Raw genomic sequence first — 21,841 nt, forward strand, 5'->3', positions numbered from 1 at the left:
GCTATCGCAATCATAGCCCGTGCCATTGCTGCGCACGGGTCAACAACACTATCTGGCGCTGTAAGGCTTCACCACCCCGCCGAGGCCGGAGATGCTTTGCAGCTGGCTGACTGACGCCTGCATTTTCGCCTTGGAGGCATCCGGGCCGACGTAAATCCGGGTGATCTGCCCCTGCACCGGCGTTGAAGGCACGGTAAAGGCGCGATAGCCCGACAGACGTAGCTGGGCGACAATCTCATTCACCTTAGCGGCATTTTTCAGCGCGCCGAGCTGAACAACATAGGCCTGACCGCCTGGTGCGGCTTCCGCTGCCGGTGCTTCTTCTTTCGGCTGCGTTTTCTCAACTGGCTTCTCGACCGGTTTTTCTACCGCTTTCGGCTTCTCAACCGGCTTCGCTTTCTCAACCGGTTTTTCTACCGGTTTCTCTACCGGCTTCGGTTTCGCCAGCGGTTTCTCCACCACTTTCGGCGGCTGCTGCTGCACCGGCGGCGGCGTAACGACAGTCGGCTGATTGCGCGACTGCGGCACGGTGGAACCACTGTCCGCCTGTGAGGTATTTTCACTGCTGCCCGGTGCCGTGGCCGCTGCGCCTTGCGGCGGCTGAGCGGGCAACGACTGCGTGACAGGCGGTACGAGATCCGTTTCCTGCTGATCTTCCGGTTTCGGCACCAGCGGGATTGCGGCAAACTCTTCTTTGTAATGTTTTTTCTTACCATCGAGCACGCCGGGCAGCACGATCACACCCAGCGCGACAATGATGATGGTTCCGACTAAACGGTTCTGAAACTTACTGGCCACTGCCGTTCTCCGTTTCCATCGTTTCCATGACCTGCGCTACGGTGTGGAATGAACCACACACCAGCACAATATCCTGTTCTGCTGCCTGCTGCAGCGCCTGCTGATACGCCGCCGTCACCGAACTGAAGGCCTGCGCGCCCTCCAGATACGCCATCAGCTGCTCTGCGCTGGCACCGCGCGGGCCGTCAAGCGGCGCACAGTACCAGGCATCAACCTGGGGACGGAGGCAGTCCAGCGTACCGGCAATATCTTTGTCGTGCAGCATACCGACCACCGCATGGACCTTCCCGACGTGCGCTAATTCTGCCAGTCGGCCAGCCAGATAGGCCGCCGCATGGGGATTATGCGCCACATCGAGGATCACCCGCGGTGACTCTGCCACCGTCTGAAAACGGCCCGGCAAAATGGCCTGATGCAGATGCGTGCGGATCACCGTTTCATCGACCTTCAGCCCGGAGGCACGCAGCGCGGCCAGCGCGGTGGCGGCATTGGGCAACGGCACCTGCGGCAGCGGTAACTGGTCGACGCGGCCCTGAGCATCCTGGAAAGACCAGCCTTGTGCGCTTGCCTGATATGACCAGTCACGATCGCGCTGGCTCAGCAGTGCGCCCTTCTCCGTCGCCACATCTGCAATGGTATGCGGCATATCCGGTTCACCGACAATGGCCGGTTTGCCGCCGCGGAACACGCCCGCTTTTTCGCGACCAATGCTTTCACGGTCCGGCCCCAGCCAGTCGGTATGATCCAGCGCAATGCTGGTGATCACGGCTACATCAGCATCCACGATGTTGGTGGCGTCAAGGCGCCCGCCGAGGCCAACTTCGAGGATCGCGACGTCCAGCTGCGCCTGCTTAAACAGCCACAGCGCCGACAGGGTGCCGTATTCAAAATAGGTTAACGAGGTTGCGCCACGCCCGGCTTCAATTGCCGCAAACGAAGCGGTGTGTGCCGACTCGGCCAGTTCTGCCCCCTGAATGCGCACGCGTTCGGTGTAGCGCACCAGGTGCGGGGAGCTGTATACGCCCACGCGAAAGCCTGCGGCCATCAGCACAGTTTCCAGAGTTCGGCAGGTGGTGCCTTTGCCATTCGTTCCGGCAACGGTGAAGACCATGGGGGCAGGTTTGAGCAGGTCGAGTGAGGTGGCAACGCGCTGGACACGATCCAGCCCAAGTTCGATAGCCTGAGAGTGTAAGTGCTCAAGATAATAAAGCCACGTGGCAAGAGGCGACGTGGCTTGAGGAAGATTATCCATGTGTCCCGTTCACAAAGTTACGGTTCATTGGTGAAAGGGACCCGTGGTCCCTTTCTCATCATCGATCAGGCCTCGGGGCTCTGTGGAACAGCAGCAGCTTCAGCGATCTCTTCTTCCTGCGGTGCAGGCAGATTCATGAACTTAGCCAGCAAGCAGGCCAGCTTGAAGCGCATCACCGGGCGGCGCACGATCATGTCGATCGCACCCTTCTCGATCAGGAACTCACTGCGCTGGAAGCCCGGCGGCAGTTTTTCACGCACGGTCTGCTCGATCACGCGTGGGCCGGCAAAGCCGATCAGCGCTTTTGGTTCAGCGATGTTGAGGTCGCCCAGCATCGCGAAGCTGGCAGAAACCCCGCCCATGGTCGGGTCAGTCAGCACGGAGATATAGGGCAAACCACGCTCCTGCATCTTCGCCAGGGCTGCACTGGTTTTCGCCATCTGCATCAGCGACATCAGCGCTTCCTGCATACGCGCACCGCCTGAGGCCGAGAAGCAGATCATCGGGCAACCATCTTCCAGCGCCTGCTCAACAGCACGCACAAAGCGCGCGCCGACCACGGAACCCATTGAGCCGCCCATAAAGGAGAACTCAAACGCCGCAGCAACAACCGGCATCCCGTGCAGGGTGCCTTTCATCACGATCAGCGCGTCTTTTTCGTCGGTCTCTTTCTGAGCAGCGACTAAGCGATCTTTGTATTTTTTTGAATCCTTGAACTTGAGCAGATCTTTCGGTTCCAGCTCGCTGCCCAGTTCAGTCATTGAACCTTCATCCAGCACACTGTGCAGACGGTCGCGACCGTGCATACGCATGTGGTGGTCGCATTTCGGGCAGACTTCGAGATTGCGCTCCAGCTCGGCACGGTAAAGAACCTGCCCGCAGCTATCACACTTGGTCCAAACCCCTTCAGGAATGCTTGCTTTACGCGATGGGGCAGTTGTGCTCTTGTTGAGAATTCGTTCAATCCAGCTCATTGATGACCTTTCTGTTTGAACCTGGCCTTCTCTTGGGAAGTGCCAGTTTTTCTTTTCTACGTTGCCACGCCGGGCGGCAACGCAAACCATAAATTGTCGCTCATTAAACCATAACCGCCCGTCACTGTGGATAAAAATCTGGTAAGGGGGTGACAGTCTGATGATCTCTCATATTACTGTTTTTGCTGACGTGCCGCACGGCGATGACGCCATACTTCGATAACACCCGGCATAATGGACAGCAGGATAATCGCCACAATCAATAACTTAAGGTTCTCCTGCACCGCAGGCAGGTTTCCGAAGAAGTAACCCGCATAGGTAAACAGCAGCACCCACAGTAGCCCGCCCGCGACGTTGTACAGCGCAAAATGACGATAGGACATTTTGCCCATTCCAGCCACGAATGGCGCGAAAGTACGAACGATCGGCACGAAGCGCGCCAGAATAATCGTTTTACCGCCGTGGCGCTCGTAAAATTCATGGGTTTTATTGAGATAGCTGCGACGGAAGATTTTTGAGTTCGGGTTGCTGAACAGCTTATCGCCAAACAATCTGCCAATGGTGTAGTTAACCGCATCGCCGAGGATCGCCGCCACCACCATCAGCGCCACCATGGTGTGCACGTTCAGGTCATTGCCCGGCAGTGCGGCCAGCGCACCGGCAACAAACAGCAGGGAATCCCCCGGCAGGAACGGTGTCACCACCAGCCCGGTTTCGCAGAACAGGATCAGGAACAGAATGGCGTAAATCCAGATACCATACTGTGCCACCAGTTCCGCAAGGTGGACGTCGATATGCAGAATGAAGTCGACAACAAAACGAATCAATTCCATACAGGCTTCCTTTAATACTCCAGGCCAGGGTTAATCCCCGAGGAACAGTGGTCCCATCGGTGGACGGGGTAATTCAAAGCGTGCGGGATAATCCACGGCGACCAGATAAAGACCTTCGGCACGCGCGGTTGCTGCTGCCAGCGTTCGGTCTTTCGCCGCCAGTAGCTCAGCCATCCAGCCTTCGGGCTGATTCCCGCAGCCAATTTCCATCAGGCTGCCCACGATATTGCGCACCATATGGTGCACAAAGGCGTTAGCTTTAATATCCACCACCACGTAAGCGCCAAAGCGGCTGACGTTGAGGTGCATCACGTAGCGCATCGGCGTGCGCGACTGGCACTGCACGGCGCGGAACGAGGTGAAGTCGTTCTCGCCCAGCAGGCACTGTCCGGCACGCTGCATCTTTTCCACATCCAGCGGATGGTAGAAGTGCGTAACGCCCCCCGACAGGATCGCCGGGCGCAGCCGCTGGTTGTAGATCACATAGCGGTAACGGCGCGCCGTGGCGCTGAAGCGGGCGTGAAAATCGTCCGCCACCGTTTTAACCCAACGCACCGCAATATCCGCCGGTAAATTGGCGTTAGCGCCCAGCGTCCATGCGGCATCTTTACGCTGCGCGCTGGTCTCGAAATGCACCACCTGTCCGGTGCCGTGGACCCCGGCATCGGTGCGCCCGGCGCAGAACACCACCACCGGATGATCGGCCACTTTCGTTAGCGCCTTTTCCAGTTTTTCCTGCACGCTGCGAACTTCGTTCTGTTTTTGCCAGCCGTAATAACGGCTGCCGTCATATTCAATGCCCAGCGCCAGCTTGGTCAGCGGCTGTGGCACAGTGCTGTCGGACATCAGTACAGATACTCCTGCACCAGTTTTTCAGCGGTTTTGATCGCCATCAGCGCGCCGCCAAAGCGTACGTTATCGGCCACCGACCAGAACTGTAACAGCTCGGCGATACCGTAATCGTTGCGCACGCAGCCAATGCTGAGATGCGCGCTGCCGGAGGCATCACCGACCTGAGTCGGGAAGTCATCTTCATCGGTCAGGTTGATATCTTCCGCCTGCTGCAGCGCTTCACGCGCCTCTTCGGCCGAGACCGGACGCAGGTTTTCAATATGCACAATCTGCGCGTTACCGTAGAACACCGGCGCCTGCACGGTGCTGACCGCGATAGGCAAACCGTCGTCCTGCAGCACTTTACGCACCTGATCCACCAGGCGGCGCTCCTGCGCGACGCTGCCTTCCGCATCAGCGACCAGCGGCAGCATGTTGAACGCCAGCTGGCGGCCGAAATATCCCTCTTCAGCCGGCAAACCGTTCAGCAGACGCGCACTTTCACCGGCCAGCGAATCCACCGCCGCTTTGCCGTGTGAAGAGGCGGCCAGCAGGTTGGTCACCTGCAAACGCCCGAGACCGGCGTTATCCACCAGCGGTTTGATGGCGCACAGCAGCTGGCTGGTTAATGCATCGGCCACGCTGATAATGTTGCGGTTGCGATAGTCGCCCAGCACCTGGGGATTGACGTCAGGCACCACCAGCGGAACGTCCGGCTCCAGCGCGAACAGGTCGCTGCTGTCGATCACCAGGCAGCCGGCGTTGGCCGCATCTTCCGCGTAACGTGCCGAGGCGTCACGCCCGGCGACAAAGAAGGCCAGCTGCGCCTGTGACCAGTCGAAGTCAGCCGCATCGGTGACCTGGACCGATTTCCCTTCATAGCGCAGTACTTCACCCGCGCTACGCTCGCTTGCCAGCGCGTATAACTCACCAACCGGGAACTGGCGTTCCGCCAGCAATTCCAGTAAAGCTGCCCCTACTGCGCCTGTCGCACCTAAAAGCGCGATATTCCAGCCGTCAGACATGTTGGTTTACTCCAGACAATGACACAAAAGTAGAAGACGATGACTTCATCGCCTTAAGATTCAGAAAAATCCCTTCATGAAACCGAGATTTTAAATGAGATGAATTAATAAAGACTTAATGGCTAAAGGCGTTAAAGCCCAGCCTGTTGAGCAGCGCTGCGGCCTCGGCGTTATCACACTCAACCTGCAGTGAAGACCATTCGCGGCGCTCCTGATAATTCTTACGCAGACGGTCGAATTCACCGGCTATCGCCGCGACGTGGCGCAGCGGTGCGTCATCGCGGCGCACATCATACACCAGATGCACCAGACGTTTTAGCGTTGCCTGATCGAGCGGGCCATGTAGCGTGATGCGGCCAAATTCCGGCGCGGGCAGCAGCGTATCCAGCGCCACCTGCTGCGGCTGGCCGATAAACTGCGTCCAGGCTTCAAATACCTGCGTGGTGCCGCGCGCTTTGCCTTCCAGCGTATACCCGGCAATGTGGGCGGTGGCGATATCCACCTTGTCCAGCAGCGGCAGCGACAGTTCCGGCTCCGGCTCCCAGACGTCGAGCACCACGTTCAGGTCGTCGCGCTGCCCCAGCACTTTCAGCAGCGCCGCGTTATCTACTACCGGGCCACGGCAGGCGTTGATCAAAATAGTATTCGGCTTCAGCGCCAGCAGCAGGGCTTCATCGGCCATATGCAGGGTCTGATAGGGCCCCTGCTTGAACAGCGGAGTATGGAAGGTCAGGATATCGGCCTGCTCTACCAGCTCAGAGAGCGCAAGGAAATCACCTTCATCACCGCGATCGGCCCGCGGTGGATCGCACAGCAGCGTACGAATGCCCAGCGCTGCCAGCCGCGCCTGCAAGCGACCACCGACATTGCCCACGCCGACGATACCCACGGTGCGGTCCGCCAGCTGGAAACCATCACGCTCGGCCAGCAGCAGCAGTGCGGAGAAGACATATTCAACCACGGCGATGGCATTACAGCCGGGCGCGGCGGAGAACGCGATGCCCTGCTCGCCCAGGAACTCTTCGTCAATATGGTCGGTGCCCGCCGTGGCGGTGCCAACAAACTTCACCGGCTTACCCTTCAGTAGTTCAGCATTCACTTTGGTTACCGAACGCACCATCAAACCGTCCGCATCGTCCAGTTCGGCCTGCGGGATGGGGCGACCCGGCACGGCAACCACATCACCGGTGCGGCTAAACAGTTCGCGGGCGTACGGCATATTTTCATCAACGAGGATTTTCACAGTCTGATTCCAGTCGGCTGGGTGAGGGGCATTATTCTGCCACAAGCACAGCCGGGAGGCATCCTCAGACTGGTGAAGGGCGCGGCTTACCGCGCCCGCTAACTTCAGGCACGATTACGATAACGTTCCGGGGTGGTGCCCGACTGCTGCTGAAACATCACAATCAGCGCTGACGCCGAGCTGTACCCCAGGTCCAGCGCTACCTCCTGCACGCTTTTACCCTGCTCCAGCAGCGAAATAGCGTGCAAAAAACGCAGCCGCTGACGCCATTCACTGAATGACATGCCAAGCAGCGCCTGGCAGCGCCGCGACAGGGTGCGCTCCGTGGTGTAAACCCGCTGCGCCCACTGTGCCAGCGTGGTGTTGTCCGCCGGGTTACGCTCCAGCGCCTGCAATACCGGCGCCAGCGCTTTATCCTGGGTAGAAGGCAGATAACTCTGCTGGCTTTCCGCCTGCCGCAGCTGGTCGAGCAGCACCGCGCACAGCCGACGATCTTCTGCACTTTCCGGCACCAGCAGCTGGCGAGCAGCACACACATCGATAATGGCATGTACCACCGAACTGACGCGCAGCAGGCAGGCACGCGGCGGCAGCGACGCGCAATCCTCTGCGGCGATATTCAGCGTGCGAAAATGCGCCTGCTTGTGGTTATAGCTGGCATGCTGCTGCAAAGGGGGGATCCAGATCGGCAGATCGGGTGGCGTCAGCAGACGCTCGCCCTCCACCTGCATCTCCAGCACATTACACTTGACGAAAATCACCTGGCCCCAGCGGTGCTGATGCGGCAGATATTCGGTACGCGCATTGGCCTGTTCATAGCGGAAAAACAACCGCAGCGCTTCAGCATCCGCCGGTGCGCTGTAGGTTAACTGCCGAATCATCTTGTCCGATTGCGTCATACTTTTGTCTGATTATGATTATCTGTTTCAAAACCGACAAGATTACACTGCTGCGCTTTCCCTGAACATAAGAGAACCCCGATGAATTTTCTGTTTCCCCTGTTTGCGGTGCTGATCTGGTCGATCAACGCCGTGGTCAGCAAGATGTCTGCCACGGCAATCGATCCCGCCGCCATCTCCTTCTACCGCTGGCTGCTGGCCCTGCTGGTGCTGGCACCGTTTGCCCTGCCCGGCGTCTGGCGCCATCGTCAGCAGGTGAAACAAAATGGCTGGAAGTTACTGGTGCTCGGGTTACTCGGCATGGTGCTGTATCAGAGCCTGGCCTATTATGCCGCTCACAGCGTCAGCGCGCTGTTTATGGGGATCCTCAATGCGCTGATCCCGCTGCTGACGGTGCTGTTAAGCCTGCTGCTGCTGCGCCTGGCTCCGACCGTCGGTATTCTGCTCGGCAGCCTGCTCTCCTTTTGCGGGCTGGTGTGGCTGGTCAGCCAGGGTAACCCCGCGCAGCTGCTGTCGCACGGGCTGGGTAAAGGTGAGCTGATGATGTTCGCCGCATCAGGTTCTTACGCGCTGTACGGCGTGCTCACCAAACGCTGGGCGCTGCCACTGCCCAACTGGCAGAGCCTGTGGGTACAAATCTTCTTTGGCGTGCTACTCCTGACGCCGGGTTTTCTAATGGCGCCGGAGGTCTCGCTCAATGCGCACAATATTCCGCTGGTACTGTTTGCCGGCATTCCTGCTTCGGTCATTGCACCGTTTTTGTGGATCCAGGGCGTGGCACGACTCGGAGCCAGCACCACCAGCATCTTTATGAATCTGGTGCCGATTTTTACCGCAATTATTGCCGTACTGTTCCTGCATGAGCAGCTGCATGCCTATCACTATATCGGCGGTGGGATCGCGATTTTAGGCGTTGCTCTCGCCCAGCGCCTGCGTATTCCACTGACTGCAAATAGAGCAGATAAACTCAAATAATTTAAGATTAGGAAACTTACCGGCCACATGAGTATAGTGGCCGATTAAGATCATTCTAACACCGTATTTATTCCCCCGCTCAACACCTCAATTAACTCCAATAAAATCACATAAAAAAACTCACGGCCATAAAGTATTATTATGGCTGATTTGCTATTTACGATTTAATCTAGAGATCTAATACTACACCTAAGAATGCACCTAGAGTTATCACCACAGAATTTAATAAGAGATAATTCCCTGGCGAGACGGGAGGATAAAAATGTTATTTAATGACTCATGGATGAGAAGAACTCGTCGTTCTTCGCGGGTACGCCATACCACATCCCTTCATTACCTCTGATTATAAAAATCGCTATGCAACGGGCGGCATAATTGCAGTTGCTTTTTATACACCAGCGAACCTCGTTCTGAATCATTATTATCCGCATTCAATGCCGTTAAGGGATTCATGGACCGCAGGAAAACATTAACCCATATTTTGAGTGATTAATGCCTTGCGTTATCAAAAATTACTTTTCGTTCAAAAGGAAGTAGCAATGAAAAAAATATTACTTATTAGTTCATTGACTGCCACAATTGCGCTGCCCGTTTTCTCTGCCAGCGCTTATGATGGCACCATTACATTTAACGGAACCATTACCAACACCACTTGCAACGTCAGCGTCAACGGTGGCAATAAAAGCACAACGGTCAGGTTTGATCCCATTTCAATAAGCGCACTCTCCAAACAGGGCGAGGTAGCAGGTGAAAAACCTGTCAATATGAATTTAACCAACTGTCAAAATGCCAGTCAGAATGTTCGGGCGTTGTTCGAAAGTGCCGCAACCGATAATACCACAGGTAACCTGAAAAACATTAACGGCTCGGCCGGTAACGTCCAGGTGCAGTTACTTGACAGCTCACACCAGCCCATCAATCTGGCTGACGGATCTCAATCCAATAGCCCGGCATTCACGATTAAAGATGATATGGCCACCCTCAATTATTTCGCCCGATATTATGCCACAGATGCAGTCACTGCAGGTGAGGTGGATACTCTGGTTAACTACTCATTAAGCTATTTCTAATATGTAGCCATGGTGCAAGGACAATGTCCTTGCACTCTTGTTTATTGAATTCAGAGCATTATCTATGTTCCTTTTAGAAAGAATAAAGCGGCATCATTTTTCACTATGCACTTTGACGGCCATGATACCGTGGCTGGCCTTTGCTAATGTCATTATTCATGGTACTCGCGTTATCTACCCGCAGGATCAGCAAGAAGTCAGCATTCAACTCAGTAATGATGGCGACCAGCCTGCATTGGTCCAGGCGTGGCTTGATATCGGCGATCCCGACGAAAAAATCAGCAATATTTCAGTTCCTTTCGTTTTGATGCCGCCGGTTTTCCGCATTGAGCCTCATGCAGGGCAAACGCTGAGGCTAACATGGACAGGGATTGCCCAGCCGCAGGATCGGGAGTCCATATACTGGCTTAACGTTCTGGATATCCCCCCCAAAGATCTTAATCTAAAAGGTGAGAACGTTTTAAAGATGGCGATACGCAGTCGAATAAAAATATTTTTTCGCCCTCCCGGGCTGGATATGGCAGGAGCGCGAAATTCTTACGCTAGGTTGATCTGGGGTTATCCTGAAAGCACTTCACCTAAAATAATGCCGGTAAAAAACCCAACCCCCTATTTTATTAATATTGCCAGCGTCACCCTGGAGAATAGAGACAGAAAAATAAAAAGTCTTAACGGGGAGATGATCCCACCCTTTAGCACAGGAGAAATAGCATTTAACTCAATCTTAGACCGCCCCGATTACTCGAAATTAACCTATGAGGTAGTGAACGACTTCGGCACCCTTATCGTCCTGAAAAACCAAAATGCACCGATGTAAAACCAGATCAACATGACGGAGGGTTAAAATGCAACGAAACAATTTCACTTTAATTCCTGTCGCCCCCTACCCCACGCGCAGAAAATCCAATAATAAATTTTTCATTTTTCTATTTCTCAGTTTCACCACCTCTGAAATAGGCCAAAATATCAGCCGTGCTGCGACAGGTGATGAAGCTATTTTCGATCCGCATTTCCTGCATACCAGCTCCGATACTCCGCTGGATTTATCCGTGTTCAATCACTCTACCCCATTACAGCCGGGCAACTATCTTCTCGGTGTCATCCTGAATGAAAGAAAAATCAGTATGTCTCAGGTTGTGGTCAAGAAAATTGAGAAAAATTCAACCATCTGTCTTTCACCAGAGTTAGTTGAAAAGCTTCACATCAAATCAGAGTATCTTAGTGACTATCATTTTAAAAAATCCGACCGGCACAGCAGCTGTCAGACTATTGAGCAGTTAGTTCCGGCAGCTCAAGCTCATATCGATATCGCCACTCAGCAGCTCATTATTTCTATCCCGCAGGCAGCGCTGAGTCGGCGAACATCCAATGATATTGATCCCTCATTATGGGACAGGGGTATTAATGCACTTTTGTTCAGCTATGATGCTAATTATTATCAATCCAGTCAAAAAGAGGGTGATTTTAAGTCATTCTATAATGGTGACAACATTGGCATCAATCTGCACGGATTTATGCTCCGGCATCGCGGATCTCTCAACTGGCAGCAGAATAGTGGAAAACATTATCGCAGCCAGCGCAACTATGTTGAGCATGATATTGCCCCGCTAAAAGCTCGCGTGACCCTGGGTGATGCCGATACCAGCGGTAATCTTTTTGATAGTTTTTCATTTCGCGGCATTATGCTTGCCAGCGATGATAATATGTTGCCAGATTCACAGCGCGGGTATGCTCCGATAATACGTGGCGTCGCGCAGACTAATGCCCATGTCACGGTACGGCAAAATAATAGCCTGCTGTACGAAACCACCGTTCCCCCCGGCCCCTTCAGTATTGATGACCTCTACCCCACCGGCTACGGCGGCGATATTAGCGTTACCGTGCGAGAATCTGATGGCCGGGAAAATCAGTTTACGGTTCCTTATGCCGCCATAGCACAGCTGGTCAGGCCAGGGATGATGCTTTACAGCCTGACCGCAGGCACCTTGCGTAACATCAATTTGTCACGCAGTGAAAAAGTGGCTCAGGCTACGCTGCAGCGCGGTATCAGTAACCACCTCACGGGCTATGGTGGTCTGCTGAGCACCCGTTATTATCATGCGCTGCTGCTGGGGGGCGCGCTGGGCACGCCATACGGTGCCATCGCGCTGGATGCAACCCAAACCCATGCAGCCAGTCAGCGTCAGCATCGCCAGGGGCAAAGCTACCGGCTAACGTGGAGCAAACTCTTTAACGCCAGCAACAGCACGGTTTCAGTGGCCGCGTGGCGCGTCTCTTCGTCTGGATACCTGAGCCTGAATAATGCGGTGCGCTGGGGTGAGGATGCCCGGCGCGCTCATCCCAATGAGACCCTCTCTGCTTATGCCACCCCGCGCAGCCGCATCTCCGTTAGCCTGTCGCAGGGATTCCATGAGGGGTGGGGGCAGCTGTACCTCAGTGCAATCAGGCAAAGTTACTGGCAGGGTAGCGGTAATAATAATCAGCTCCAGGCCGGTTACAGCAACAACTTTGGCTCAGTGAACGGGTCATTGTCGGTCAACCGTGTTCACTCGCGCCAGGGAGAAGAGACGCAGTACACCCTTGGCCTGTCAGTACCGCTCGGCTCCGGCAGCCGCCACACCAGCCTGAATGTGAACGTCAACTACAGCAATGACGGGCTGGCCAGCCTGGCGAATATCAACAGTTCACTAGGGGAGGGTCAGCAGCTCGAATACACCCTGGGCGCCAGCCACGACCGCCAGCAGCACAGCAGCGCCAGTGCGGCTGCTAGCTGGCATACGCCGGTCACTACCCTGCAGGGCAGCTATGAGAGGGGCAGCCATAGCGACGCCTGGTCGGCAGGAATGAATGGTGCGGGGGCGGTGGTTTCAGAGGGCATCGTTGCCAGCCCCTGGTACAGCAAAACCATGGCATTGGTCAGCGCGCCCGGCGCTTCAGGAGCTTATGTGGAAGGTCATTCCGGACTACAGCTTAATGCTCAGGGCCACGCCCTGGTGCCCTATCTTGTTGCCTACCGTCAGAATGAGATCGCTCTTAACCCGCAGGGGCTACCGCAGGATGTGGAGTTAAAGAGCACGCTCAGTCAGACGGTGCCCCACTCCGGCGCGCTGGTGAAAGTGGATTTCGCTACCCGCGTTGGCCGCGCGGTGCTGATCCACGTGGCGCTGCCTGCGGGCCAGAGTCTGCCCTTTGGTGCCAGCGTGCGCGATGCGCAGGGGCAGGATCTCGGCATGGTTGCACAGGGAGACATGATTTACGTTCGCCTGCCAGAGGGGGACTCTCGCCTCGAGGTGATGTCCGCCGGGCGGAGTATCTGCATGATGAAGCTGTCGCTCAGCAAAAAGTCCGCGTCACCCAACGGTTTTGCCCAATTTCATCTCCCCTGCCAACCCGGAACCTGAGGAACCCTCATAATGAACCTGTTCTTATCCCTGATGATCTGCCTGCTGTGCCTGCTTAGTCAGGCTGTCAGTGCCGGTTCACTCCATTGCCGTACTGAGCGATCGGGGCCCTCTCCCGTGGTGATTTTTACCGCAGAGAATGCCCTTAAACTCTCCACCTCGCTACCTATTGGCCGCAGCGTGTTTAACCAAAGCTATCACATCACCGCCTGGTGCAGCATCAGCGATCCCCTGCAAAGCGCAGAGGAAATGGCATGGTTTACTCGCCTGACGGGCCCCCTGACCCTTGGCAACGGCCTGACGCTATTCACCACGCTCAATGGCGATCGCGGCAGCGATACGCATAGCCGGGTCGCTACGGGAGTGATGATTGATAACCACAACGCCGCAGCGGGAATGCCGCCACGCACCTGGCAACGGCTGGAACTGAATGTCGCGGTGGAGATAGTAAAAACTGCCGCCACACCTGAGCGGCCCGAACTGGTAAAGCCTGTCAGCGCGAGAATCCCCCTGTTTGAACTGGGGTCCGATACCGGGGGCAAACCTGCCCGTTATCTGATGCTGGATGCGACGACCGGCCTGACGTTTATTGCACGCAGCTGCCGGATTCAGGGGCCGGCTTCGTTTAACGTCTCGCTGGGTCCAGTGAGGATTTCGACCGAACAGGGATTAGGCTCCCGCATCGGTTCGACCAGTACCGGTAAGCCCTTTGCGCTTAATTTTCTTTGCGAGCGCGATGTTTCGGGTAGTTTTAATGTGATGCTGCGGCTCGATGGCCGCGCCCCTGAAGGTCTATCAGCAAAAGGATTGATTAGGTTAAATCACCAGGACGGCGGGGCAAGCGGGGTAGCAATGCAAATTGTCCATGCCAGCAATGCCACGCCCGTTGATATCGGGCAGTCATGGCAAATCGCCAGCTATCCACTCTCTGACAGTATGGTGAGCGTGCCGATGCAGGTTCGTTTTTATCAGACAGGTTCGATTATCACGCCCGGCAGCGCTGAAGCCACGCTGACATGGACGGTGGACTATCTGTAAACAGGGAGAAGACAAAAAAATGTCGTAATGCGGGCTGATTCCCCTCCACTCCTCTACCTATCCCCGGCCGGGATTGTTATCATGATCTATTACCCTCTGTGGTCCGGCGCGCCCCGGATAATGACTCTGACTGAAGGACTTCGCCATGCAACCTTTGAGTGGCCCTGGTGCGCCGATTCCCGGCGATCGCCCGACGATCGATGCCCAAAAGGGCACATCGCGCCCCGGCCCTGGCGATCAACCTCTTACGCCTGCACAGCGCACCACGCTGGAGCGCCTGATCGTCAAGATCATGTCGCTCAGCACGCTGAAATCCCCCGAGCTGTGGGCTGGCCTGCGCCATGAGGTCGGAGTAAAAAATGATGCTGGCCTGCTGGCGCGCCATTTTCCACCGGCGGAACAGTTTCTCAATACGCGTTTGTCACAGGTGCAAAACACCCACGCCACGCGCCAGCTGTTACAGCAGCTGACCGACCTGCTGCCCACCGGAAATAACCGCCAGGCGGTGAGCGACTTTATCCGTCAGCAGTTTGGTCATACGGTCTTAAGCTCGCTCAACCCTGACCAGCTGCGTCAGGTGCTGACCATGCTGCAGAACGGGCAGATGGCGATCCCACAGCCGCAGCAGACGCGCAGCAGCGATCGCAGCCTGCTGCCAGCCGAGCATCAGACGCTTAACCAGCAGATTTCGCGCCTTGCCGCCGCCACCGGCGAGCAGCCGGTCAAACTGTGGGCTTCCGTACTGAAGGTGATGAACCTGCACAGCGGTGATCCTATCCCCTCGCGCGCCTTCCCGCTGCTCAACCAGTATCTGCAGGCAAGCCAGACGCTTAGCCAGCATAGCGCGCCGACGCTGACTCAGCTGATTGCCACCCTGAAGCAGCCGCCGGATGTGGGCGAGCAGCGTATGCTGGAGGATTACAGCCAGCAGCGCTTCAGCATTGCGCCACAAACGGTGCTCAGCCCGACTCAGGCACAGGACCTGCTCAATCTACTGTTCAGCCGCCGCGCAGAGCGTTTGCAGGAACAGCCGCTGGCCGACAGCGAGCTGAATCCAAAACCGATTGCAGCGCCAATCTGGGGTACGCTGCCGCCAATGTTGCAGCCGCTGGCGAATCGTCCGGTGTTTACCGCCTTTGCCATGCTGATCCTGCTGGTTCTGGTGCTGTGGATGCTGTTCTGATTTAGCGCCTTATCAGGGCTGGCACCAACGCGGCGCCAGCTCTTCTTCTCAGGCCACTTCCTCTACCGGCTTGCCGCCAAAGCGGTCGCGCATAATCTGCTCGATCTCCTCCAGGCTCTTACCTCTTGTCTCCGGCAGCATCAGCGCCACAAAGGCCAGTGAGCCGATGTTAATGATGGCGAAAATAAAGAAAGTTTTGCTGCCGGCAAACGCCATCAGCGGCGGGAAGCAGAAAGCGACCAGCGCATTAAAAATCCACTGTAATGACACCGCGGTGCCCGTCAGCGCCCCGCGCAGCTGCATCGGGAACAGTTCGGACATCAGCAGCCAGTAGACGGGTGAAATGCACATCTGCATAAAGAACAGGAACATCAGAATAAAGGCCAGCGCCAGATAGCTTTGGGTTAGACCGGCTGGCACCAGCGTCATCACCAGCCCTAACAGCAGCTGAGCGGCGATAACAAAGAACAGCCCGGTCATCAGCATCTTACGGCGTGGGAAGCGGCTAACCGCCCAAATACCCACGAAGGTGGCAATCACGGAAACCACACCGTTGCCAATCGTGGCGGCGATAGAGGCGCTGGTTCCCAGCCCGGTCGACTTCAGGATAATCGGCGTGTAGTACATAAAGGCATTGACCCCGGTGAACTGGATAACGAAACCCAGCCCGATGCCGATCATCAACAGGCGCAGCACCCATTTTTCCTTAATCAGGGTCATTACGTCCGGCCCACGCTCGGCCTTACGCGCCTGCTTTTTCATCTCGCGCATCTCCTTACGCACCTCTCGCGGAGTTTCACGCAGGTACTTCAGGATGTTTTTTGCCTCCTGCAGTCGCCCTTCGGCCACCATCCAGTGCGGGGATGCCGGAACAAAGAAGGTGCCGATAAACAGCAGCAGGCCGGGGATCATGGCGATGGCCAGCATATAGCGCCACAGGTGTTCGTCATGCAGCAGATAGCTGAGCAGCGTGCTGGCAACGTAGGCCACCAGCTGGCCGGTGACAATCATCAGCTCATTACGGCTCACCAGTGGAGCCCTTAATTTCGGACCGGCGATCTCAGCAATAAACACCGGCACGGTGGCCGACCCGCCGCCAACGGCGATACCGAGCAGAAAACGCATCGCCACCATCACCGAAATCGACGGTGCAAGAGCGGTACCGAGGGAGCCGGCAACAAACAGCACGGCGAGGCTGCGTAGCGTGATGCGGCGGCCAAACTTGTCGGAGAAGAAACCACTGAGGAAGGAACCGAGCGCGGCGCCAAACACCAGTGAAGAGGCGACCAGCCCTTCAGTAAACGAGTTTAAGCCCAGCCCGCCCTGTGCCGCAGGCGCGGACATATAGGGTAAAGCCCCGGAGATAATACCGGTGTCGTAACCAAAGGCCAGCGCACCCATTGTGGCGACCAGCACCACAAAGAAAATTCGCTGTTTAACAATCGTCGCGCGCGAAGACCCATCGGCTTCAGATGAGTCTGGGGAGGTTATGTTCATATGATCCCTGAATAAGAAGAAAAGTCTGTGGCGCTCACATTTATTGTGAAAAAGGCGCTAAACGGTGAGTCGCGCAAAAAGTGTAGACTCCGTCACAGTTTTCGACAAATTCAAAAGTCATTTAACATCCGCAGTCGGTTAGCGCGGCAGCGGCGGGCCACTGCCCCGCATTATCTCCTGTCACGATCGGATGGCTATCGCGCTGCCAAAAATCCAGCCCGCCAATCAGCTCTTTCACTTGAAAACCCGCTGCAGCCAGCTTCCAGGCTCCTTTAGTCGAACCGTTACAGCCAATGCCGTCACAGTAAGTGATATACACCTTTTCGCGCGCCAGTTCGGCCAGGGTTTCTGCCGTCATGGTGCGATGGGGAAAGCTGAGCGCCCCGGCTATATGGCCGGCGCGGTACTGCTCTGCGGAGCGCACATCCAGCACTACAATTGCCGCGACGCCCGCAGCCAGGTCCTGCGCCACATCCCAGGCATCGGCGTAATGCGCCAGTTTGTCACGCAGCCACGCTTCACTCTGCGCGGGGGATGGCGGGGGAAACTGTAAAACGGCTGAAAAGGGGGTCATCTCATGCTCCGGTTCGGGTTAATGGTGTTATCTTAATGCAGATGGGTCTTAACCATAAGACCCATTAAGCCACTACGATAAGGCCAATATGCCCACTGTTACCGTGCCGTTTCCTGCTCTATTTAGTCGTCAGAATGCCACCACCCTGCGCGAGAAAGTGTGCGCGATGCTGCGTCAGGCCATCGTCGACGGCTCACTGCCAACCGCGGTACGCCTGCCCTCTTCTCGCGTGCTGGCCAGGGATTTGTCGCTGTCGCGCATCACGGTTGAAGCAGCTTACAGCCAGCTGGAGAGTGAAGGCTATTTGACGCGCCAGACCGGGCGCGGAACGTTTGTCGCTGTTGCGCCCGTGCTGTCGACGCGCCGCCGCCCGCCCGCGGTTGCCCCGCTTCTTTCCCTGCGCGGGCAGCAGATCGTCGCCGACGGCGGCTGTGAAGATCCGCTGTTTCCTCAAGCGTTTGCAGCCGGATCGCCAGACCTGCGCGCGTTCCCTCAGCGGATATGGCGCAGACTGACGCAGCAGCGCCTGCGGCTGGATGGCGAAAGCCTGATGCGCTATGGCGATCCGCTCGGCCTGCCGGCGCTGCGCCAGGCGGTGGCGCACTATCTGGCGCAGTCTCGCGGGGTGCGCTGCCACGCTGAACAGGTGGTGATCCTCACAAGTTCCCAACAGGCACTGCAGATGATCGCCCTGCTGCTGTGCGATAGCGGTGACAGCGTCTGGATGGAGGATCCGGGCTATCTCGGGGCCTGGCAGGCGTTTAGCAGCAGCGGCGCGCAGGTCCGCGGCATCGCTTGCGATGAGAGTGGCGCGATGATTCCGGGCGGAGATGCGCCAAAGCTGGTGTATCTCACGCCATCCCATCAATATCCCACCGGCGTGACGCTAGCGCTGGAGCGGCGCCTGGCGTGGCTGGCTTTTGCCCGCCAACAGCAGTGCTGGCTGATAGAAGATGATTATGATAGCGAATTTCACTACGACCAGCGCCCGATGCCCGCCTTGCAGGGTCTGGAAGAGGATGCCCGGGTGCTGTATCTCGGCACCTTCTCCAAAGTGCTGTTTCCCTCTTTGCGGCTGGCGTATCTGGTGGTGCCCGATGCATTAATCGAACCATTACGCCGCCTGCGCAGCATTATCGACGGGCACAGCGCGCAGCTGATGCAGGCGGTGACGGCAGATTTTATTCACCACGGTCACTTTGCCGCGCACCTGCGCCTGATGCGCCAGCTGTATGCCAGCCGACGCAATCTGCTGGTCAATGAGGTGAATGATAAACTCGCCGATCGCCTTACGCTATTCCCACATCAGGGCGGTTTACAGCTGGCGGTCGGGCTGAAAATGGGCAGTGAACAGCAGCTGACGCAGCAGGCAGCACAGCACGGCCTGCTGCTACCGCGCCTGTCGCCGCTTTATCAGCAGCAGCCAGCGCAGGCGGGCTGGATGCTGGGATATTCAGCCCTGCAGCCGGCGGAGATCGTCCAGGCAGTGACCCGGCTTAGCCGCCTGGATTGGTCAGCCCCGCGCGGGCAAAGCTGAAGGTGACGGCAATACCCAGCGCGGCGCAGACCGCTCCGGCAATGTACACCGAACCGTAGCCGAGACCGGTGGCCAGCAGCCCGGTAAGCGGGCCGGTGATGCCATAAGCGATATCCTGAAACGCCGAAAAACCGCCTAGCGCGGTGCCACGCACCTGCGGCGCCACCCGTTTTAGCACCTCAACTCCCAGCGCCGGGAACACCAGCGAACAGCCGCAGCCGGTCAAAGCCGCCCCTGCCAGGGCTATCCAGCCGTTCGGGGCCATGCCGAGCAGCAGCAGGCCAAGCGCTTCCACCGTCAATGAAATCAGCGCCACGCGCGTACCACCCAGCCGATCCGGCAGGCCGCCAAACAGCACGCGCACCAGCACAAAGGCTACGCCAAACGCGGTTAAAGCAAACCCGGCATTGCCCCACTGGCGATCGGCGAAATAGAGCGAGGTGAAGGTGCCAATCACCGCAAAGCCTGCCCCCTGAAGTGCCAACGCAGATCCCGGCTGTGCAATCTGCCCAACCACTTTCCACAGTGACGGTCGCTCACCACCGTGTACCGGTACGGTGCGCACGCCAAGGTTGAACAGCAGCGCCGCCAGCGGCAGCAGAATAGTGGCAATGCCCAGCAGTGCAAAACCGCCGTGGCTGTATAACAGCAGCCCGAGCGGTGCTCCTGCAGCCAGCGCGCCATAAATGGCCATGCCGTTCCACGACATCACCTGGCCGCCGCGCGTCGCGCCCACCAGCCCCATGCCCCAGGTCAGATTGCCGGTCAGCAGCTGGCTTTCACCAAAGCCCAGCAGCAGGCGCCCGGCCACCAGCAGGGCAAATTTAGCCATTACCGGCAGCGGCAGCAGTGCCGCCAGCAGATAGGCAACCCCAACCAGCGCCAGCGCCAGCATGCCCTGTAGCGTTGAGCGTTTTGCCCCGCGCTGATCGGCCAGCCTTCCGGCATAGCCACGCGTTAGCAGCGTGGCAAAAAACTGGATGCCTACCGCAACGCCCACCAGAAAGTTGTTCAGCCCCAGCACCTGGTGCACATAAAGCGGGATCACCGGCAGCGCGAGGCCCGCCGTCAGGTAGGTGAGAAATACGGCAAATGAGATGCGCGCCAGCGCAGTCGTGGCCTGCGCCGGGCGTTGGTCGATACGGCTGGACATCGTTAACTCCTCCTGAGAGAACCGGGGCACGGCCTGTGCCACAGATGGTTATGGAATTTTATTTTCAAAGGCAACCAGAGTGGCTAAATAGTTTCAAATCGTCAACGCAATTAACCGCCCGCGCTGGAATGTAACCCAGTTACGTGCCTTATTACCTGCGGTAGCTAAACAACCAGACCAGGCTCAGGCATAAAATCGCGATATGCGCCGCATTTCGCTGACAAAAATAGCGGCTGTTTGAGATTAGAGTACCACTTTCACTCAGGCCGGGATGCGCCCTGCAGGTAATTGTTACCAAAATGATAACAGGAAAAAAAATTAACAATTAAGAAACAATAAGATCTCAGTAAACTTCCTACAATCACGCCTAAAATAACAAGCTATTAACATAATTGACTACATAATTTAACTTTAAAGGTCACCGATCACACTTTCTATCATTGCCCACTTCTTCGCCAAAATCTTATTGCTATCGTGAGCCGGTGGTGAAATCCACCTTCATACCTGACGAAAACAACGATCTGGATAACAAGGTACTGCTATGAAATTTAACCTCGCGTTACTCAATGCATGTGTCGTATCCGCCTGCATGTTATTAGCAACACCCGTGCTGGCAGCAGAAAAACATGATATCGCCGTCGTGGCAAAAGTCACAGGCATTCCGTGGTTTACCCGGATGGCGGTGGGCGTGGACGAAGCGGCGAAAAAGCTCGACGTCAATGCTTACCAGGTTGGCGGCTCCACGGCCGATCCGGCGCAGCAGGTAAAGGTGATTGAGGACCTGATCGCCAAAAAAGTCGACGCAATCATCGTGGTGCCCAATGACGCCAAAGTCCTTGAGCCCGTGCTGAAAAAAGCGCGTGACCAGGGCATCGTCGTGCTGACCCATGAATCCCCGGACCAGCAGATTGGTCAGTGGGATATTGAAACCATCGACAGCACCAAATATGCCGAAAAGAATATGGATGAGCTGGCGAGCGCGATGGGTGGCAAGGGCGGATACGCCATTTACGTTGGCTCACTGACCGTGCCGCTGCACAATGCCTGGGCCGATGCGGCCATCAAATACCAGAAAGAGAAATACCCGGAAATGCACGAAGTGACCGCGCGCCTGCCGGTGGCGGAGAGCATCGACAAATCCTATGCCACTACGCTCGACCTGATGCGCACCTACCCTGACCTCAAGGGCATCATCGGTTTTGGCTCGCTTGGCCCAATCGGTGCCGGACAGGCGGTGAAAAGTAAACGGGCGAAAAACAAGATCGCCGTGGTGGGTATCGCGATGCCAGCTCAGGCTGCGCCTTATCTGATGAGTGGCGATATCAAAAAAGCCCTGCTGTGGGATCCAAAAGATGCCGGTTTCGCCCTGGTCAGCCTGGCGGATCAGCTGCTGGATGGCAAACAGGTGACGCCTGACCTGACCATCGACGGCCTGGGCAAAGCGGATGTTGATATGCAGCATCACGTTATCCGCTTCAACCGCATTCTGGAAGTGACCAAAGATAACGCTAAATCCCTCGGTTTTTGATTGTTTCGGGCCGGCGACTGTCGGCCCTCA

Annotated in this window: 19 protein-coding genes; 8 read left to right on the forward strand and 11 right to left on the reverse strand. The window is 56.7% G+C overall.

Annotated elements, in window-relative coordinates; translation table 11 throughout:
• Positions 1 to 48 precede the first annotated feature (48 nt).
• The 8 genes from dedD to ID864_RS08770 form a co-directional block, all read right to left on the reverse strand.
• Positions 49 to 798, reverse strand: a complete 750-nt coding sequence (dedD, locus tag ID864_RS08735) for a cell division protein DedD (protein WP_048915422.1) — start codon at positions 796 to 798, stop codon at positions 49 to 51.
• Complete coding sequence (gene folC / locus ID864_RS08740; protein WP_191149723.1) at positions 788 to 2,050, reverse strand: bifunctional tetrahydrofolate synthase/dihydrofolate synthase; 1,263 nt, start codon at positions 2,048 to 2,050, stop codon at positions 788 to 790. Before folC ends, dedD begins: the two co-directional genes overlap by 11 nt.
• Positions 2,051 to 2,115: 65 nt before the next feature.
• Positions 2,116 to 3,024 (reverse strand): acetyl-CoA carboxylase, carboxyltransferase subunit beta, encoded by a 909-nt coding sequence (gene accD / locus ID864_RS08745; protein WP_048915420.1) that lies wholly within the window; start codon positions 3,022 to 3,024, stop codon positions 2,116 to 2,118.
• A 173-nt stretch (positions 3,025 to 3,197) separates the two neighbouring features.
• Positions 3,198 to 3,857: a DedA family protein gene (locus tag ID864_RS08750; protein WP_048915419.1), complete on the reverse strand. Its 660-nt coding sequence runs from the start codon at positions 3,855 to 3,857 to the stop codon at positions 3,198 to 3,200.
• A gap of 30 nt (positions 3,858 to 3,887) precedes the next feature.
• Positions 3,888 to 4,703, reverse strand: coding sequence for a tRNA pseudouridine(38-40) synthase TruA (gene truA / locus ID864_RS08755; RefSeq protein ID WP_099753363.1), 816 nt, complete (start codon positions 4,701 to 4,703; stop codon positions 3,888 to 3,890).
• Entirely contained in the window at positions 4,703 to 5,713 is a 1,011-nt protein-coding gene (locus ID864_RS08760) for an aspartate-semialdehyde dehydrogenase (protein ID WP_099753362.1), read from the reverse strand. Before ID864_RS08760 ends, truA begins: the two co-directional genes overlap by 1 nt.
• Positions 5,714 to 5,828: 115 nt before the next feature.
• Positions 5,829 to 6,956, reverse strand: a complete 1,128-nt coding sequence (gene pdxB / locus ID864_RS08765) for a 4-phosphoerythronate dehydrogenase PdxB (RefSeq protein WP_048915415.1) — start codon at positions 6,954 to 6,956, stop codon at positions 5,829 to 5,831.
• Positions 6,957 to 7,060: 104 nt separating this feature from the next.
• Positions 7,061 to 7,837 carry an AraC family transcriptional regulator gene (locus ID864_RS08770; RefSeq protein WP_191149793.1) on the reverse strand — a complete coding sequence of 259 codons (777 nt, stop codon included), beginning with the start codon at positions 7,835 to 7,837 and terminating at the stop codon, positions 7,061 to 7,063.
• Positions 7,838 to 7,936: 99 nt separating this feature from the next.
• On the opposite strand from ID864_RS08770, the gene ID864_RS08775 reads away from it, so the two are divergent.
• The 6 genes from ID864_RS08775 (at position 7,937) to flk (ending at position 15,522) form a co-directional block, all read left to right on the forward strand.
• Positions 7,937 to 8,830: a DMT family transporter gene (locus tag ID864_RS08775; RefSeq protein WP_191149724.1), complete on the forward strand. Its 894-nt coding sequence runs from the start codon at positions 7,937 to 7,939 to the stop codon at positions 8,828 to 8,830.
• Between the two features lie 539 nt (positions 8,831 to 9,369).
• Positions 9,370 to 9,900, forward strand: coding sequence for a fimbrial protein (locus tag ID864_RS08780; protein WP_191149725.1), 531 nt, complete (start codon positions 9,370 to 9,372; stop codon positions 9,898 to 9,900).
• A 64-nt stretch (positions 9,901 to 9,964) separates the two neighbouring features.
• The gene (locus ID864_RS08785) at positions 9,965 to 10,717 is read left to right on the forward strand and encodes a fimbrial biogenesis chaperone (RefSeq protein ID WP_053110528.1); all 753 of its coding nucleotides are present in this window, start codon (positions 9,965 to 9,967) and stop codon (positions 10,715 to 10,717) included.
• A 28-nt stretch (positions 10,718 to 10,745) separates the two neighbouring features.
• Entirely contained in the window at positions 10,746 to 13,301 is a 2,556-nt protein-coding gene (locus ID864_RS08790; protein ID WP_191149726.1) for a fimbria/pilus outer membrane usher protein, read from the forward strand.
• Between the two features lie 12 nt (positions 13,302 to 13,313).
• Positions 13,314 to 14,339, forward strand: coding sequence for a fimbrial protein (locus tag ID864_RS08795; protein ID WP_191149727.1), 1,026 nt, complete (start codon positions 13,314 to 13,316; stop codon positions 14,337 to 14,339).
• Positions 14,340 to 14,484: 145 nt separating this feature from the next.
• The gene (gene flk / locus ID864_RS08800) at positions 14,485 to 15,522 is read left to right on the forward strand and encodes a flagella biosynthesis regulator Flk (protein ID WP_048915411.1); all 1,038 of its coding nucleotides are present in this window, start codon (positions 14,485 to 14,487) and stop codon (positions 15,520 to 15,522) included.
• Positions 15,523 to 15,570: 48 nt separating this feature from the next.
• On the opposite strand, the gene ID864_RS08805 is transcribed toward flk, so the two are convergent.
• Positions 15,571 to 17,019: a sugar porter family MFS transporter gene (locus tag ID864_RS08805; RefSeq protein WP_048915410.1), complete on the reverse strand. Its 1,449-nt coding sequence runs from the start codon at positions 17,017 to 17,019 to the stop codon at positions 15,571 to 15,573.
• Between the two features lie 121 nt (positions 17,020 to 17,140).
• Positions 17,141 to 17,593 carry a rhodanese-like domain-containing protein gene (locus tag ID864_RS08810; RefSeq protein WP_191149728.1) on the reverse strand — a complete coding sequence of 151 codons (453 nt, stop codon included), beginning with the start codon at positions 17,591 to 17,593 and terminating at the stop codon, positions 17,141 to 17,143.
• A gap of 88 nt (positions 17,594 to 17,681) precedes the next feature.
• Here ID864_RS08810 and pdxR point away from each other — a divergent pair, with 88 nt between their 5' ends.
• Positions 17,682 to 19,130, forward strand: coding sequence for a MocR-like pyridoxine biosynthesis transcription factor PdxR (gene pdxR / locus ID864_RS08815; RefSeq protein ID WP_191149729.1), 1,449 nt, complete (start codon positions 17,682 to 17,684; stop codon positions 19,128 to 19,130).
• On the opposite strand, the gene ID864_RS08820 is transcribed toward pdxR, so the two are convergent.
• The gene (locus tag ID864_RS08820) at positions 19,090 to 20,283 is read right to left on the reverse strand and encodes an MFS transporter (protein WP_191149730.1); all 1,194 of its coding nucleotides are present in this window, start codon (positions 20,281 to 20,283) and stop codon (positions 19,090 to 19,092) included. The two genes, pdxR and ID864_RS08820, sit on opposite strands and share 41 nt — an antisense overlap.
• Before the next feature lie 541 nt (positions 20,284 to 20,824).
• Here ID864_RS08820 and ID864_RS08825 point away from each other — a divergent pair.
• Entirely contained in the window at positions 20,825 to 21,811 is a 987-nt protein-coding gene (locus ID864_RS08825; RefSeq protein ID WP_048915407.1) for an autoinducer 2 ABC transporter substrate-binding protein, read from the forward strand.
• The last annotated feature ends 30 nt before the right edge of the window (positions 21,812 to 21,841 follow it).

This window comes from Erwinia aphidicola (assembly GCF_014773485.1).
In the GTDB taxonomy this organism is placed as follows: domain Bacteria; phylum Pseudomonadota; class Gammaproteobacteria; order Enterobacterales; family Enterobacteriaceae; genus Erwinia; species Erwinia aphidicola.